Origin of the sequence: Tunturibacter gelidoferens (genome assembly GCF_040358255.1) — a bacterium.
Classification (GTDB): Bacteria; Acidobacteriota; Terriglobia; order Terriglobales; family Acidobacteriaceae; genus Edaphobacter; species Edaphobacter gelidiferens.
Genome location: NZ_CP132938.1, coordinates 4,057,283 through 4,070,972, shown reverse-complemented (window position 1 = coordinate 4,070,972; position 13,690 = coordinate 4,057,283). Strand labels below are relative to the sequence as shown.

Annotated in this window: 13 protein-coding genes, 1 tRNA gene and 1 riboswitch; of the genes, 9 read left to right on the top strand and 5 right to left on the bottom strand. The window is 56.9% G+C overall.

Going from position 1 to position 13,690, the window contains the following annotated elements; all coding sequences use genetic code 11:
* Nucleotides 1–4: 4 nt before the first annotated feature.
* The 3 genes from RBB81_RS17765 to RBB81_RS17755 form a co-directional block, all read right to left on the bottom strand.
* On the bottom strand, nt 5–457 hold the full coding sequence (locus RBB81_RS17765) for a hypothetical protein (protein WP_179584261.1): 453 nt from the start codon (nt 455–457) through the stop codon (nt 5–7).
* A gap of 681 nt (nt 458–1,138) precedes the next feature.
* Complete coding sequence (locus RBB81_RS17760; protein ID WP_353071556.1) at nt 1,139–1,840, bottom strand: CbtA family protein; 702 nt, start codon at nt 1,838–1,840, stop codon at nt 1,139–1,141.
* Nucleotides 1,841–1,854: 14 nt separating this feature from the next.
* Nucleotides 1,855–2,073: a CbtB domain-containing protein gene (locus RBB81_RS17755; protein ID WP_179584258.1), complete on the bottom strand. Its 219-nt coding sequence runs from the start codon at nt 2,071–2,073 to the stop codon at nt 1,855–1,857.
* Nucleotides 2,074–2,428: 355 nt separating this feature from the next.
* Between RBB81_RS17755 and RBB81_RS17750 the strand changes: the two genes are divergently transcribed.
* From RBB81_RS17750 to RBB81_RS17720, 7 genes are all read left to right on the top strand, one after another.
* Complete coding sequence (locus RBB81_RS17750; protein ID WP_353071555.1) at nt 2,429–2,671, top strand: hypothetical protein; 243 nt, start codon at nt 2,429–2,431, stop codon at nt 2,669–2,671.
* 59 nt (nt 2,672–2,730) lie between these two features.
* Complete coding sequence (locus RBB81_RS17745) at nt 2,731–3,363, top strand: histidine phosphatase family protein (protein ID WP_353071554.1); 633 nt, start codon at nt 2,731–2,733, stop codon at nt 3,361–3,363.
* Between the two features lie 9 nt (nt 3,364–3,372).
* Nucleotides 3,373–3,807, top strand: a complete 435-nt coding sequence (gene queF / locus RBB81_RS17740; RefSeq protein ID WP_353071553.1) for a preQ(1) synthase — start codon at nt 3,373–3,375, stop codon at nt 3,805–3,807.
* 210 nt (nt 3,808–4,017) lie between these two features.
* Nucleotides 4,018–5,319, top strand: a complete 1,302-nt coding sequence (locus RBB81_RS17735; RefSeq protein ID WP_353071552.1) for a spinster family MFS transporter — start codon at nt 4,018–4,020, stop codon at nt 5,317–5,319.
* A gap of 246 nt (nt 5,320–5,565) precedes the next feature.
* On the top strand, nt 5,566–6,765 hold the full coding sequence (locus tag RBB81_RS17730) for a glycosyltransferase (protein WP_353071551.1): 1,200 nt from the start codon (nt 5,566–5,568) through the stop codon (nt 6,763–6,765).
* 333 nt (nt 6,766–7,098) lie between these two features.
* The gene (locus RBB81_RS17725; RefSeq protein ID WP_353071550.1) at nt 7,099–8,157 is read left to right on the top strand and encodes a catalase family peroxidase; all 1,059 of its coding nucleotides are present in this window, start codon (nt 7,099–7,101) and stop codon (nt 8,155–8,157) included.
* Nucleotides 8,154–8,714 carry a cytochrome b gene (locus tag RBB81_RS17720; RefSeq protein ID WP_353071549.1) on the top strand — a complete coding sequence of 187 codons (561 nt, stop codon included), beginning with the start codon at nt 8,154–8,156 and terminating at the stop codon, nt 8,712–8,714. Before RBB81_RS17725 ends, RBB81_RS17720 begins: the two co-directional genes overlap by 4 nt.
* Before the next feature lie 112 nt (nt 8,715–8,826).
* On the opposite strand, the gene RBB81_RS17715 is transcribed toward RBB81_RS17720, so the two are convergent.
* On the bottom strand, nt 8,827–9,774 hold the full coding sequence (locus RBB81_RS17715; protein ID WP_353071548.1) for a hypothetical protein: 948 nt from the start codon (nt 9,772–9,774) through the stop codon (nt 8,827–8,829).
* A 699-nt stretch (nt 9,775–10,473) separates the two neighbouring features.
* Nucleotides 10,474–11,706, bottom strand: coding sequence for a flavodoxin-dependent (E)-4-hydroxy-3-methylbut-2-enyl-diphosphate synthase (gene ispG / locus RBB81_RS17710; protein ID WP_353071547.1), 1,233 nt, complete (start codon nt 11,704–11,706; stop codon nt 10,474–10,476).
* 65 nt (nt 11,707–11,771) lie between these two features.
* Here ispG and RBB81_RS17705 point away from each other — a divergent pair.
* Together RBB81_RS17705 and cobG are read left to right on the top strand one after the other, a co-directional pair.
* Nucleotides 11,772–11,848: transfer RNA gene (locus RBB81_RS17705), tRNA-Arg, on the top strand.
* A gap of 255 nt (nt 11,849–12,103) precedes the next feature.
* Nucleotides 12,104–12,297: riboswitch (cobalamin riboswitch) on the top strand.
* Nucleotides 12,298–12,352: 55 nt separating this feature from the next.
* Complete coding sequence (gene cobG / locus RBB81_RS17700) at nt 12,353–13,690, top strand: precorrin-3B synthase (RefSeq protein WP_353071546.1); 1,338 nt, start codon at nt 12,353–12,355, stop codon at nt 13,688–13,690.

Here is a 13,690-nt window from a genome sequence, read left to right as displayed (position 1 = left end):
CTCCCTAGTGAAGTCCCACATAATATCCCTGGCCCGTAATAATCTTTAAACCCGGACGATCAACCTTGATCCCAACCTCGCGATACTCCTTCGCCCGCAAATCAATCGGTTCGTCAAACGTAATCTCATACCTCGGAAACAGCTTCAATAACTCATCGCGACCACCAGATCGCAAAGCAGCCTCACGAATCACTCCATATCCCTCATTCGTTCTCTTGCGTCCAGTGACCATCACGAACGCTCTGATCGGACGAATCAAGTTGTCGTCGAATACCGTGAAGTCCTGCTGTTGAAGATCGGTGACCGGCCGTCCCGACCCATCCGCCACCACAACAACGAAACGAACGCCACCATTCGGCAATCGCTCCACAAACGAACTCTGCTGAGCGTAAGTAGGGGAGCAGTTGCAAATCAGCACAGCCGAGAGAAGGGAGAGAAAGCAGACTCGTTTGTCCATCGATCAATCTCCGCGACAAGTATATCTCCGCTCAGCTAAGAATTCGGTGTTTTGCTTCCGTGTCTTCCGCAATGAAGCAAGGAACACCCTGTCATCGCACTTGCGAGTGAGGTGATTTCAAGGACCGTCGGATCCGGCGGGATCGTTGCTAGCGAAGGAGCCGTCTGACAGCGTATGTCTGACTGCCGAGACTACTGCACCTGTCGAGTACGCGATCGATGCGTAAAACGGCGCAGTTACAAGCAACTCATACAAGCATTCACTGCCGCCGCACCCCGCGCCAAAATAGGTGTTCCACACTAAATCGTACTTTGCCATAGGTAGATAGGACCATACGCTATATAACAGGAACGCTAGGGGAACTACCCAGATGGCAAAAGACCATCGGCTGGGTACTTTTTTATAAAAAAAACCGCCAACGAAAAACGCTGTCAAGATTTGTATGGGAAAGAATGGTTCAGCCAGGATCCTTCCAAATGGATTCGTGACGCGGCCGAGCGGTGGAATCAATAGAATCACTAACCCGACTGCAAGAAAGCTGGCGACTAGCGAAGCGTACAGGAAAAATAAATGACGGAAGAATTTCATCTAGAGAAAGTTGTACATTATCGATCTATTCCGACATTGGTTTTTGTGGGCAAAAAGCTGCCAGGATTTCCTCCTAACTATTTGACCTTAAACCTAAAGTCTTTTTTCGACCCAGCACCCAAACCCCAACCCCAGCGCCCCCCACAACACCGCCTGAATCTCCAGCGCTGCCACACGAAACTTCCACATCAGCGTCACCGGAAACCCCGCCGGAACCTCATCCACCTCCGGCAAAAAGTGCGCCACCAAACTCACAATCACCACAAACAAACCAGCCGCTAGCAGGGAACCGTTCCACTCCCCAAACCGCCGCGCCAATCGCCCTCTCATCTGCAAAGAAAACACCATCGCAGCAACCGAAGCCGCGATCAACAAAAAGTAAGCTCCCGTCCGCACGCCAATCGTCTCCGCACTCCCCACCGCCGGAGGATTCGCCGGATACTTCAGATTCGGCACCAGCACAATCGCTACAAACCCAAGCCCAGCCAGCACAGCCGACAGCGCCCGAGGCCCCAACTCCCCAATCCGCCCATAAGCAAACGCAAACACCAGCCCAAACAAGCCACCGACCGCCGCACCATAAACCACCGTGCCCGTCAGCAGCCCCGCAGTCTTCTGCACGCGACGACTCACCATCTCCGGCTCAGGAGCCTCGCCCTTAGCCTGATCCGCAGCGGTCTCAAACGCAATCGCGCGCTCCACCTGCGGCTCGCCGATCCATCGAGCAAACGCAAACACGAGCAGGCCCGCAACAACGCCTACCAGCATCCCGCGAAGGAGCAGAGTTCGAGTCATCAAGAGTTATCTACTTAGTGGCAGGGGAAGCCGAGAAGATGGCGTCCATCGTGCAAAAACTCATGCACCGCCGTCCCACGGAACATCGAGGTCGCACCCTGCTCCGCGCCGACAAAGTAAATCGCTAGCAACAACACCAGCCCGCCAAACACGGCATACGGCAAAATCTCACGCAGCGGAACAACAGGAATCGAAACCGGCTGAGAGACGGAACCAAAAACGGATTGAGCCATTTGTAACCTCCAGGGATCGTGCGTCCCACGCACTGCTCATTCGAACGAGGAAAGAACGTCTGGCTCTCAACCCAACATCAGGTCAATCACAGTGGCGCGACCGCACCGGACTCTCACCGGCTTCTTCCACCCTCTTCAAAATCTATCTCAACCCTATGTCCCTCAATCTTCTATGTCAAGCTCCCGGACGATTTGGTGACAGCTCGGCGTAGGAAGCGAAAACCTCATGGATCACACCGCCAACGGGCTGAAGAAAAAGTGCTGCGATGCCCGATCATCCACGACGCTTTGTAACCTGATAGACATTCAGGCCCCAGAAGTCTACGCTTGTGTCTCCCCGGAAAGAGGCCGCACGATGGCCACGCCGCTCCTGTTCTACCCGCATCGGCACAATGAAAACGGTACCTACGACTCCATCTGCCTCAAGTGCTTTGCCACAGTGGCGACCACGCTAACCGAACCCGAACTCGCGTTCCACGACCGCAGACACATCTGCGATCCTCTCCTCCTCACAGAGCGGTATCTCTTCAACCCGCCACACTCCCAATGGCCTGCCACTCGCCAACCCAACGAGCTTCCTCGCCAATCGAACGACTAAGATGACCGTGAGAGAGTCTTCTTAGGCAGACTCCGCCGACTCTCGGGGAATCAGCGAACGTGCCAGCCCGCCTCACCCTCCTCAGCCACGCATCCACCGCCGCCACGCGCCTCTCTGCCTTCCCCGCAGACGAACCCCTCGAAGACTCCACCCTCGCCAATCTGACCACCCTCAACTGGCAACCACCCCGCGCCCATCAAATCCTCACCGCCCCCGAACTCCGCACCCAACAAACCGCCAAAGCCCTCAACCTCGCCGCCACGCCAACCCCCGAACTCCGTGACCTCCACTACCGCAACTGGCAAGGCCGCACCCTCGCCGACCTCCACGCCGAAGACCCCCAAGCCATCGCCCAATGGCTCACCGACCCCACCTCCAGCCCGCACCAAGGCGAATCCATCACCAGCCTCGTTACCCGCATCGCAGCCTGGCTCGACACCGTTGCAACCGAAGGCACCCTCCACACCATCGCCATCACCCACCCCACCGTCATCCGCGCCGCCATCCTCCACACCCTCAACGCCCCACCCCAATCCTTCTGGCGCATCGACATCGCCCCCCTCACCCTCACCGACCTCCGCCACAACGGCCGCACCTGGACCCTCCGCGCCACCGCAATCCCGCTCGCCCCGCACGATCCACCCCAGCCCGACCATCCGCCACAAACCAAAAAACCGCGCCAGGCAAGCTAAAATAGAACCATGAGCACCGCGACCCTCCCGACCGCCCCAACCCACACCACCGGCTACACCGACGACCACGCCAAGTCCGGCCTCGACGCCACCTTCCCCGCCATCGAGACCTGGCAGAACCAGTTCAAGGCCTACGAGATCCTCGTCGACGACCCCGAGTTCACCTCCGTCTGCCCCAAGACCGGCCTCCCCGACTTCGGCCGCCTCACCATCCGCTACATGCCCCGCCACAGCTGCCTCGAGCTCAAATCCCTCAAGGAATACCTCTTCACCTACCGCAACCTCGGTATCTTCCAGGAAAACATCGTCAACCAGGTCCTTGACGACGTCGTCAAAGCCTGCGACCCCGTCTGGGCCGTCATCGTCGGCGACTTCCGCCCCCGCGGCGGCATCTCCACCGTAGTCACCGCCACCTATCCCCGCGAAGAGTCCCGCCCGAAGTAGCCCCGCAAAAATAAATCTAAAACCTGGCGCATTTTTCACCCCCGAAAAAGCGCCAGCCAAAACACCACATCAGCCACGCAAATCACCACATCCTCACCACCAATTCACCACCACAAAACACCCCGAAAATCCCATATCCCTAACAAAACCACCTCTCCACCACGCCACAAAAAAATCACCTGAAAACCCACCTGCTATCCTTCCAGCGAGATGGCCTCCTCGACCACGCAGAAGCCCGAACCCTCCCGCGCCCCCTCCGTCGCCGGAGCCACCACCGCCCTCGTCCTCCTCACCGCCCTCAACTTCGTCAACTACATCGACCGCTACATCCTCCCCGGCGTGCAGGAACAAGTCAAAGCCGAGTTCCACCTCTCCGACGAACACATCGGCACCCTCACCTTCTGGTTCATGATCGCCTACATGTTCACCTCGCCCATCACCGGATGGCTAGGCGACCGCTTCCCCCGCAAGCCCATGATCGTCATCGCCGCCCTCTTCTGGGCCGCGATCAACTTCCTCACCGCCACCGTCCACTCCTACGACTCGCTCAACATCCGCCACGCCGCCCTCGGCATCGGCGAAGCCAGCTTCGGCATCTTCGCCCCCTCTCTCCTCGCCGACTACTACGCGCCCGACCAGCGCAACCGCGTCCTCACCATCTTCAACGTAGCCATCCCCGTAGGCGCAGCCCTCGGCTATCTCGTCGGAGGCACAGTAGGCGAACACTACGGCTGGCGCATGTCCTTCATCGTCTCCGCCATCCCCGCCGCCCTCCTCGCCATCCTCATCGCCATCTTCCTGAAGGAGCCAGCCCGCGGAGCCAGTGGAGACTCAGCCGCCAGCGGAGATTCAGCCGCCGGCGAACACGGTAAAGCCAAGCTCGAAAAGGGAACCATCCTCTCCCTCATCAAAAACCCCGCCTACCTCTGCTCCATCCTCGGCTACGCAGCCGTAACCTTCTCCCTCGGAGGCATCTCCTGGTGGATGCCCTCCTTCCTCCAGCGCATCGACGGCCGCAGCCAGTCTTCCGCTGCCTACATCATGGGAGCCATCACTGTAGTCGCCGGCCTCGGCGGCACCATTACCGGTGGAACCATCGCGCAACGCTGGTCCCGCACCAACTCCAAAGCCCTCTACCTCGTCCCCGCCATCAGCGCCGCCATCGCCGTCCCACCCGCTCTCCTCTGCTTCTTCGGCCCCCACTCCCTCACCCTCTACGGCCTCGGAGCCGCCATCTTCCTCATCTTCCTCGGTACCGGGCCCGTCAACGCCGCCACCCTCAACGCCGTCCGCCCGGAGATCCGCGCCACCGCCATGGCCGGCCAGCTCTTCATCATCCACGCCCTCGGCGACGCCATCTCCCCCCGCATCATCGGCGCCGTCAGCGACCGCTCCACCCTCAATCTCGGACTCGGTTCCACCCTCATCACCCTGCTCCTCGCCGCCGTCATCTTCTCCATCGGTTCCCGCTACGCCCCACCCCTCCATCACGAAATCCCAACCGCCGCCTGACAACCTCTGCACATCGAGAGAACTAGAGCCAAGTAGCAGTTGGCGTGGAATCGGCCGTGCCCTTTTGGTTTGTCATTCCCGAAGGGAATCTGCGGTCGCCTTCCTCCACACCAACAAATCCGCTCTAAAAGTAGCGCTCCTTCGCCCGCCTCGTGATCACCCTAACCACCAACGCACTTCCATCACAACTCCATTCCCAAGGCTGCCTCTTTGCTCGAAGCCCGAGAGGTGAGACCCTGAACTTACGTGCTCCTATCGCTCCATTCCATACTCACAGCGCTCTCATGGCTCATCGCCCTCGCCTGGCTCTGGAAGGCCGTCACCTCGGCCATCGGTCTACCCCGCATCCCGGACCTCACCGCGCCCGAACACAATCGAACCCCAGCCAACAATCCATCCATCACCGTCATCGTTCCCGCTTGCAACGAAGAAAAGAATATCGACGCGTGCCTCAACTCTCTTCTTCAGCAGGACTGCACCAATCTCCACATCATCGCCGTCGACGACCGCTCCACCGACAACACCGGCGCGATCATGGACGCCCTCGCCGCGAATCATCCGGACAAACTCACCATTCTCCACATCACCGAACTCCCCGCCGGCTGGCTCGGCAAAACCCACGCCATGGCCTTCGCCGCACGCCACGCCATCTCCCTCCACCAGCCCCACTATCTCCTCTTCACCGACGCCGATATCCTCTTCCACCCCGACACCCTCCGCCTCGCTCTCGCTCACACCGTCGCCACCCAGGCCGACCACTTCGTTCTCCTCCCCACCGCTACCGTCAAATCTGCAGGCGAGGGCATGCTCCTTAGCTACCTTCAGGTCATGGGCCTCTGGGCGGTCCGTCTCTGGCGCGTCTCGGACCCAAAGGCCCTCCGCGACGCAGTCGGAGTCGGAGCCTTCAACCTTCTCCGTACCCCCGTCTATCAACAATTCGGTGGCTACGAGGCCCTCCGCATGGAGATCGTCGAAGACGTAGCCCTTGGCACCCGAATCAAACGCCAGCGCTTCCGTCAGCGCATCGCCAGCGGCCCGGGACTGGTCAGCGTTCACTGGGCCAGAGGCGTCTCCGGCATCCTCAACGGCATGACGAAGAACTTCTTCGCCATCTTCCGCTATAACCCCACCGTCGTCATTCTCTCGTGCCTCTGGATCACAGTCTTCTGCATAGCTCCCGTCTTCTTTCTCGCCCTCCCAAATACCCGCACCGCGGCGATCCTTACTCTCGCCTCCGTAGCACTTCTCTACGTTCTATCCAGTCGCAAGAGCAGAGTGTCCCCTTGGTACGCCGTCCTCTTTCCAGTCAGCGCCGCGCTCATCGTATCCACCATCCTCCGTTCCATGCTCACCACTCTCAAGCAAGGCGGCGTCACCTGGCGTGGCACCTTTTACCCACTCTCTGAGCTCCGCAAGAAACAGCGCCTCACTGACACCGGGAGCTAACCTACAAAGAAGATCTCGAGCGAATCCTGCATCGCAAAGCATCACAAAAAATACCAGGTAATTAAGGAATCGTTTATCTACGGTTTTCTCTCAAAGTTTTTTAGCGACCGGAAAAGCGGAGACGCGGTTCTATGGCTTCCCCCTTTTACTTCGTCCGGGTAAGGAGCACATCTTGAAAGAGTTCCCGCGACTTGTATTCTCATTCTCAGCTCGTGGCTCAGATCGCCAAAGCCAGACGATGGACCGGACACACTTCGTCAAGTGGCAGAAGGTCTCCGGCAACATCGTGATGGTATCGATTTTGAGACCATAGCTGAAAGAAACGAGGTTTGAATGGTTCCGTCTCCTGCATCACCGAAACCTTTTCGGCTTTGGCCGTTCGTACTCATCGCTGCGGTGGTGGGCATCGCCGCAGTCGGTTTCGCATACACGGCTGGATGGCTATCACCCAACAGGCTGACCCCCAAAAAGTTGGTAGCGGGATTGGCTCCTCCGGGCGGCCCGGCATTGGGTCATCGCCGCAATCACGCGAAAGGCATCTGCTTCACTGGAACGTTTGAGGCGAACGGCGAAGGTTCATCACTCTCCAAAGCGCCAGTCTTCGTCCGGGGCCAATATCCGATTGTGGGACGGTTCAACCTTGGCACTCCGAATCCGAATGCTGAGGACGCAATGGTGCGTGTGCGCGGTCTCGGCATCCTCATCACCACGCCAGACGGGCAGGAGTGGCGCAGTGCGATGATCAATGCACCGATCTTTCCCGTTTCGAATCCGCAGGCTTTTTACGACCTCCTGACGGCCTCCGCAAGCAAGGATCCCGATGCGATGAAGAACTTCATTGCCGCAAATCCGGGGTTCCTTACGTTTCTCCCCTGGGCTAAGAGTGACCAATGGACCGAGAGCTATGCGGAGGAGCCTTACAACAGTCTCAACTCCTTTCTGTTCGTCGATGAGTCCGGCGCGAAGCATCCGATCCGCTGGTCGTTGATCCCAGCGGCGCAACTTGTTTCTATTTCGCCAGCAGATCTGGCCAAGCGCGGTCCCGATTATCTCGAGCAGGAGATCACGCAGCGTGTGGCCGCGGGCCCTCAGCACTGGAATCTGATGGTCACCGTTGCCAACCCCGGCGACCCGACTGCGGACCCCAACAAGGCGTGGCCCGCTGATCGTCGTACGATCAACGTTGGAACCATGACGGTGCAGCAGATCGAACCAGAGCGCGACGGCCCGTGCCGCGACATCAACTTCGACCCAACCGTACTGCCAGCCGGAATCACTACGTCGGATGATCCATTCCCCGCTGCACGCTCGGCAGCGTACTCCCGGTCGTACAACAGCCGCACCGCCGAAGAGGCCGACTACCCGCGTAACGCGACAGGAGCCAGGCAATGACGACAAGCCGCACACGCTTCACCGCGCCGCAGAGATTACCCCACTGGCTCATGGCAATCTGCATTCTGTCCATGCTGTTTATCGGTGTAGGTATGGTCTCGACCATCACCAGCAAGTACCTGACATTAGTCCAGATTCATAAGCCGCTCGGCATAGCCATCCTGGTGCTGGCGCTGATTCGTCTGACGCTACGCATCATCTACGGTGCGCCCTCACTGCCCGCCGATCTACCGGAGCCGATAAAGCTAGCTGCGATCTCATCGCAGTACATCTTCTATATACTGATGATCGCCATGCCGCTGATCGGCTGGGCTATGTTGTCTGCTGCGGCCTACCCTGTGGTGCTCTTCGGCAGTGTGCATCTGCCATCGATCCTGCCGGTAAATCCCAGTCTGCATACGCTGCTATGGCGCGCACATCACTACCTGGCCTTCGCCTTTTTTGCATTCATCCTGATGCACGTCGCCGCAATGATCTTTCACAAACTGATCAGAAACGACGGCATCTTTGAAACAATGGCTCCCGGGTCGACACACGACTACTCAGAGAGCAAGTGAGCAAAATTTACTTGTACGACATGCACGATATGCGTCCAGTTGGCGATTACTCAACATAAGCCGACTTATGAGGACTTACGAAGTCGAACGCTCCGGAATTCTGGAGCATTCGCTAGCTTGACAAGCGGTAAACCTCGATGTGAACGCCTTGTTTAACCAGAACCACGTAGTTCCCTGAAACTACACTGGCCAAAATTCCCGTCACACCCTTCCAATTATGCGAGAGAGGAATGGTGAGCACTCTTTGCTTCGTTGTCGTTGAGAGCACGTTCGCTGTGTGCGCGGAAGTGGTGACAAACATGCCGTCCGCGTGACTCTTGCCTTCTCTGCAATCAGCCAGCGCCAAATGTAGCTCCTTATTGACGTCCATCTCTCGGCAGCCAAGAGCGAAATTCAAGGGTTCTGTGGTGTGCGGACCGGGTAAAGCTTCGACCGAGTCGACATTAGCTCGACTCACAAGAACAGCACAGCCATCGGTTACATTCGCGATTACGGGTTTTGTCCAACCGGTTGCACCCGCTTGTAGCTTCATCAACGACTCATACTCACAGCGATCTCGTGCAAGCAGTGTTGGCAGCTCGAGCGCAGCTGCCAAATAGTGATCTGTAACCGTGCGGAAGGAAGGTCCAATCTCCGTGACCCGTCTGTCCAGTCCTGTCGTAATGAGATCATCGTTCTCATTGAAGGCCCATACACTATCTGCGATCAAAGGATCGGTCGTAGTCTGCTGAGAGATCGAAGTAAAGCTTTTTAGATCAATCAGAGTGACAACCGCGCTTCGATTGCGTTCGGTCGGTCCGATGGCTCCACTTCGATAATTGATCCGCACTAGGATGTACCGGCCATCCCTGCTCAAGTTGAGATCAGTGCTAATTGAAACCTGCGTTCCTTGGCTTTTGTCTCCAGTAATTTCCAACGTGTCTTCCGTTGGAGACTTCGTGTCCCAGCCGCGTAAGCGCTTAAGGACCCATGCCCCATCTGCTTGAGGAACCAGAACCAACAGGCTGTGCTGATGATCAAGTAAGACGACACTGCTTGGCAGCGTGATCTGTTCGCTCATGCTGAACCCATTCCTCCGTTCCTCCTTGGCGTGAAGCGTATAAACCTCGGATGGAACAGGTGGTTGTGACACACCGAGGTCGGAGAGTAGCGCAATCAGAACAAAGGAGGTCAGGGAAAAACGCATACGGGATCATAGCAATGTATGCGTTCTCAGCGCGAAACCATGTTTTCTTCTGCCTCGGTTCGGGTTGGTAACGCGCTTCTCTGCACTTGGACGAGAAGACGCATTTCGGGGCAAGTGAACGTGTCACCTCAGCACCCAAACGCTTGGAGTACGATTTTTTACGCTTCCGCTCTGATCGGCCCGTCAAAATCTGTCAAGCCCTGAAACGAAACAAACCCTTGCAAAACAGAGACTTCCACGTGGCGTATTAGTTCCGCCCCAAAAGCTATACTTGTTATGAAGACCAAAACCGAATTAGCTCCGGAGATTATCCGGGCTAATCTATTGATAACAAATATTTTAGGCGCAACTCATTTATTATGAATATTTTAAAGGCACAATCACCCTGTAAGCTATTGAATACTAGTATTTTACGCCCAAAATACCCACAGGGGGAGGGGTGCCCGAACCAGACTTTGGGCCAAACAGAATCAATACTTTGCACGAAAGGAGCTTTTGGAATGCAAGTGAAGTCCAGACCTAAAGTCTCTCTTTCGAAGACTTTGCGCAAAATCAGATAGGGGAGGGGGTACCCTACACCTCTACCAGCACTCGCCCATACCGTTTCTCGACATACTCATCAAGGATCACCTGAAACTCCTCAACGATCTGATCACCCTTCAACGTGGTGAACAGCTTGCCGTCCACATAAACCGGAGCCTTAGGCTCCTCAAACGTCCCAGGCAGCGAGATTCCAATATTCGCATGCTTCGACTCGCCGGGCCCATTGACGATGCAGCCCATCACCGCCAGCTTCAACTCCTCGACCCCCGGATACTGCTTCTTCCACTCCGGCATCGAAGCCACAAGGTAGCCCTGAATCCGCTCCGCCAGCTCTTGGAAGTAGGTCGAAGTCGTTCTGCCGCAGCCAGGGCAACTCGTCACCTGCGGCATGAAGCTGCGAATCCCAAGCGACTGTAGAATCTGCTGTCCACAACGCACCTCCTCCGACCGGTCCCCACCCGGCGTCGGAGTCAAACTAACCCGGATCGTATCCCCGATCCCAGACAGCAGCAAAGGAGCCAGACCCGCAGCCGAAGCCACCACGCCCTTCATCCCCATCCCGGCCTCGGTCAGCCCGAGATGCAGCGCATAGTCGCAACGCTTCGCCAACTCGGTATAAACATCGATCAGATCTCGAACCCCCGACACCTTCGCCGACAAAATAATCTGATCCCGTCGCAATCCATACCGCTCCGCGGCAGCGGCGTTATCAAGAGCCGACACCACCATCGCCTCCATCATCACGTCGCGAGCGGCCAGGGGATTGGCCGACTTCGAATTTTCGTCCATCATCTTCGTCAGCAGCGCCTGATCGAGCGAACCCCAGTTCACACCAATCCGCACCGGCTTTTGATGCTCAACCGCAACCTCAACCATCGTCCGGAAGTTGTCATCGTCCTTCCGACCGATCGACACATTGCCCGGATTGATCCTGTACTTCGCGAGCGCCTTCGCCGTCTCGGGATACTTCCGCAGCAGTAGGTGACCGTTGTAGTGAAAGTCGCCAATGATCGGAGTCGACCAGCCCTTCTTCGCCAGCTCCTCGACGATCGCCGGCACAGCCTTCGCCGCCTCGTCATTGTTGACCGTCACGCGCACCATCTCCGAGCCGGCGCGAGCCAGCGCCGCAATCTGCTGCACCGAACTCTCGACATCAGCCGTATCCGTATTGGTCATCGACTGCACCACAACCGGCGAATCCGACCCAACTCGAACTCCACCAATGTTCACCGTTACCGCACGTCGACGCTGTATCTCAGGCATAAACTCTCCACCCTCAAGTTTACCACCGCAACACCAACAACCTACGCGATACACTACCGAAACGTGGCCCGGTAGCTCAGTTGCATAGAGCAGCGCACTCCTAACGCGAAGGTCGCAGGTTGGACTCCTGCCCGGGCCACCACCAGCAAAAATATCTGAAGCTCGGTACCCGTCAGGACTCCTGCCCAAGCCACCACGCCACAAATGTCCGAATCGCGCTTCGCGTCAGGACTCCTGCCCGGGCCACCACCAGCAAAAAATATCTGAAGCTCGGTACCCGTCAGGACTCCTGCCCAAGCCACGACCGCCAAACGAACCCCAAACGCAAGCCTGACAAAGCGTTGACATCTGTTGCTTTACACGAATTCACGACGTTGTTCGGAATATTTATCTGATCTATACTCGAACTGTTTCCGGTGGTTGCTTCCAAGGAGCAAACCAAAAGGGAATCCGGTGAGAATCCGGAACTGCCCCGCAGCGGTAATCAGGAACGAAAGCTCTAAACAAAGCACTGGTCTGGTTGCGGACTGGGAAGCTGGAGCCATTAGGTAGCCTGTGAGTCCGAAAACCTGCCGAAAACAGTGCCTAAATTGGGCACAATGACACACGCTTCCGAGGGGAAGGTCGGGTGGCCGCAGCCTAATTCATGAGCTGCGTTTCCCGACGATTCTTGCGGCGGCGAGTCAAGAAAGAAAGTCGCATGATGAGAGTTGGAGAGAGTTTCTGCCCTGGAATTCTTCATGCCGTCCAGGCGAAAGACGGTCTACTCACTCGGATAAGAGTGCCGGGAGGGATGATTACTCCAAGCCAACTCACCGCTGTCGCAGAACTTTCCGCTTCATTCGCGGATGGGAACGTCGACATCACTTCACGATCAAATATCCAACTGCGGGCCATTAAGACTAAAGATCTCAGCTCCTTAGTTCACGGTCTCGACCTCGCGGGCTTTCTTCCATCACCGTTACATGACCGAATCCGCAATATTGTGGCAAGTCCCTTCGCAGGCTTAGGCTTCGGCGAGATCTTGGATACTCAGCCATTCGTTCGAGAGCTAGATCGTCGTCTCATCGCCGATCATGTGATAGCCGGTCTACCGCCTAAGTTCAGTTTTGCCATCGATGGCGGAGGACGCTGGTTTGGTCGCGACTGCGACGATCTCGCCCTACGAGCAGTGAACGTTGATAACACGCCTCTGTTTCACCTCGCAATCGGGGGGATCCTGTCTGGCTTTGGCGTAAGAGTCGATGAGGCCGTGGACTGCATACTCGAGGCTGCAAAGATGTGCGTCGAGATCTCAAAAGAACTCGAAATGCCTGCAAGGGGAAGGAAAATCGCGTCAGCACCAAGAGCGATGAATCGATTGCTCGACGCGTTATCTGATTTTCTCGTGGCTTGTCCGTTTCCCGACGGTTTAGGCGACGTCGACGATATGCCGGTAGGAATCTACCCATGCGAGCGAGTGGGTTTCGTAGACTTGGTTCCCTCGGTTCCTCTTGGACGACTAACTGCAGAGCAGATAAGGTGTATGGCCTCAATCGCAAAGAGATGGGATGGAGATATTCGATTGGCTCCATGGCGAGGTGTTGTCCTCGGATCTATTCCTGAAAGTTCGGTCAGTCAGATTACTGCAAAGCTTGAGGCAGTTGGTCTATCGTCTGATGGCAAAGATGGATACCGGGGGGTAGCTGCTTGTGCGGGCATTGTCGGCTGTGATGCCTCTCTGGCTGATGTGAGACATCATGCATCTTTGTTGGCGCTCCGCCTAGCCGGCCGCTACACACAACCAGGCTGGACGGTCAATATTTCAGGATGTGAAAAACAATGCGCGATGCGAAGTGGTGCGACCGCCGAACTGATAGCAAGTTCCTCGGGCTACAGTTTGCGGATCAATGGGCAATTTATTGCTTCAAACTGTTCGCTTGAATCTGCCATCGACAACGTGGCCGCATGTCAGGCAGAAATACCCATTGAGGTTTTTTCGTGA

Excerpts from the sequence above, each read along its gene's own strand:
- cobG (WP_353071546.1), top strand. The coding sequence starts at position 12,353 with ATGAGCTGCGTTTCCCGACGATTCTTGCGGCGGCGAGTCAAGAAAGAA.
- queF (WP_353071553.1), top strand. The coding sequence starts at position 3,373 with ATGAGCACCGCGACCCTCCCGACCGCCCCAACCCACACCACCGGCTAC.
- RBB81_RS17765 (WP_179584261.1), bottom strand. The coding sequence starts at position 457 with ATGGACAAACGAGTCTGCTTTCTCTCCCTTCTCTCGGCTGTGCTGATT.
- RBB81_RS17760 (WP_353071556.1), bottom strand. The coding sequence starts at position 1,840 with ATGACTCGAACTCTGCTCCTTCGCGGGATGCTGGTAGGCGTTGTTGCG.
- RBB81_RS17725 (WP_353071550.1), top strand. The coding sequence starts at position 7,099 with ATGGTTCCGTCTCCTGCATCACCGAAACCTTTTCGGCTTTGGCCGTTC.
- ispG (WP_353071547.1), bottom strand. The coding sequence starts at position 11,706 with ATGCCTGAGATACAGCGTCGACGTGCGGTAACGGTGAACATTGGTGGA.
- RBB81_RS17720 (WP_353071549.1), top strand. The coding sequence starts at position 8,154 with ATGACGACAAGCCGCACACGCTTCACCGCGCCGCAGAGATTACCCCAC.
- RBB81_RS17715 (WP_353071548.1), bottom strand. The coding sequence starts at position 9,774 with ATGAGCGAACAGATCACGCTGCCAAGCAGTGTCGTCTTACTTGATCAT.
- RBB81_RS17755 (WP_179584258.1), bottom strand. The coding sequence starts at position 2,073 with ATGGCTCAATCCGTTTTTGGTTCCGTCTCTCAGCCGGTTTCGATTCCT.
- RBB81_RS17735 (WP_353071552.1), top strand. The coding sequence starts at position 4,018 with ATGGCCTCCTCGACCACGCAGAAGCCCGAACCCTCCCGCGCCCCCTCC.
- RBB81_RS17750 (WP_353071555.1), top strand. The coding sequence starts at position 2,429 with ATGGCCACGCCGCTCCTGTTCTACCCGCATCGGCACAATGAAAACGGT.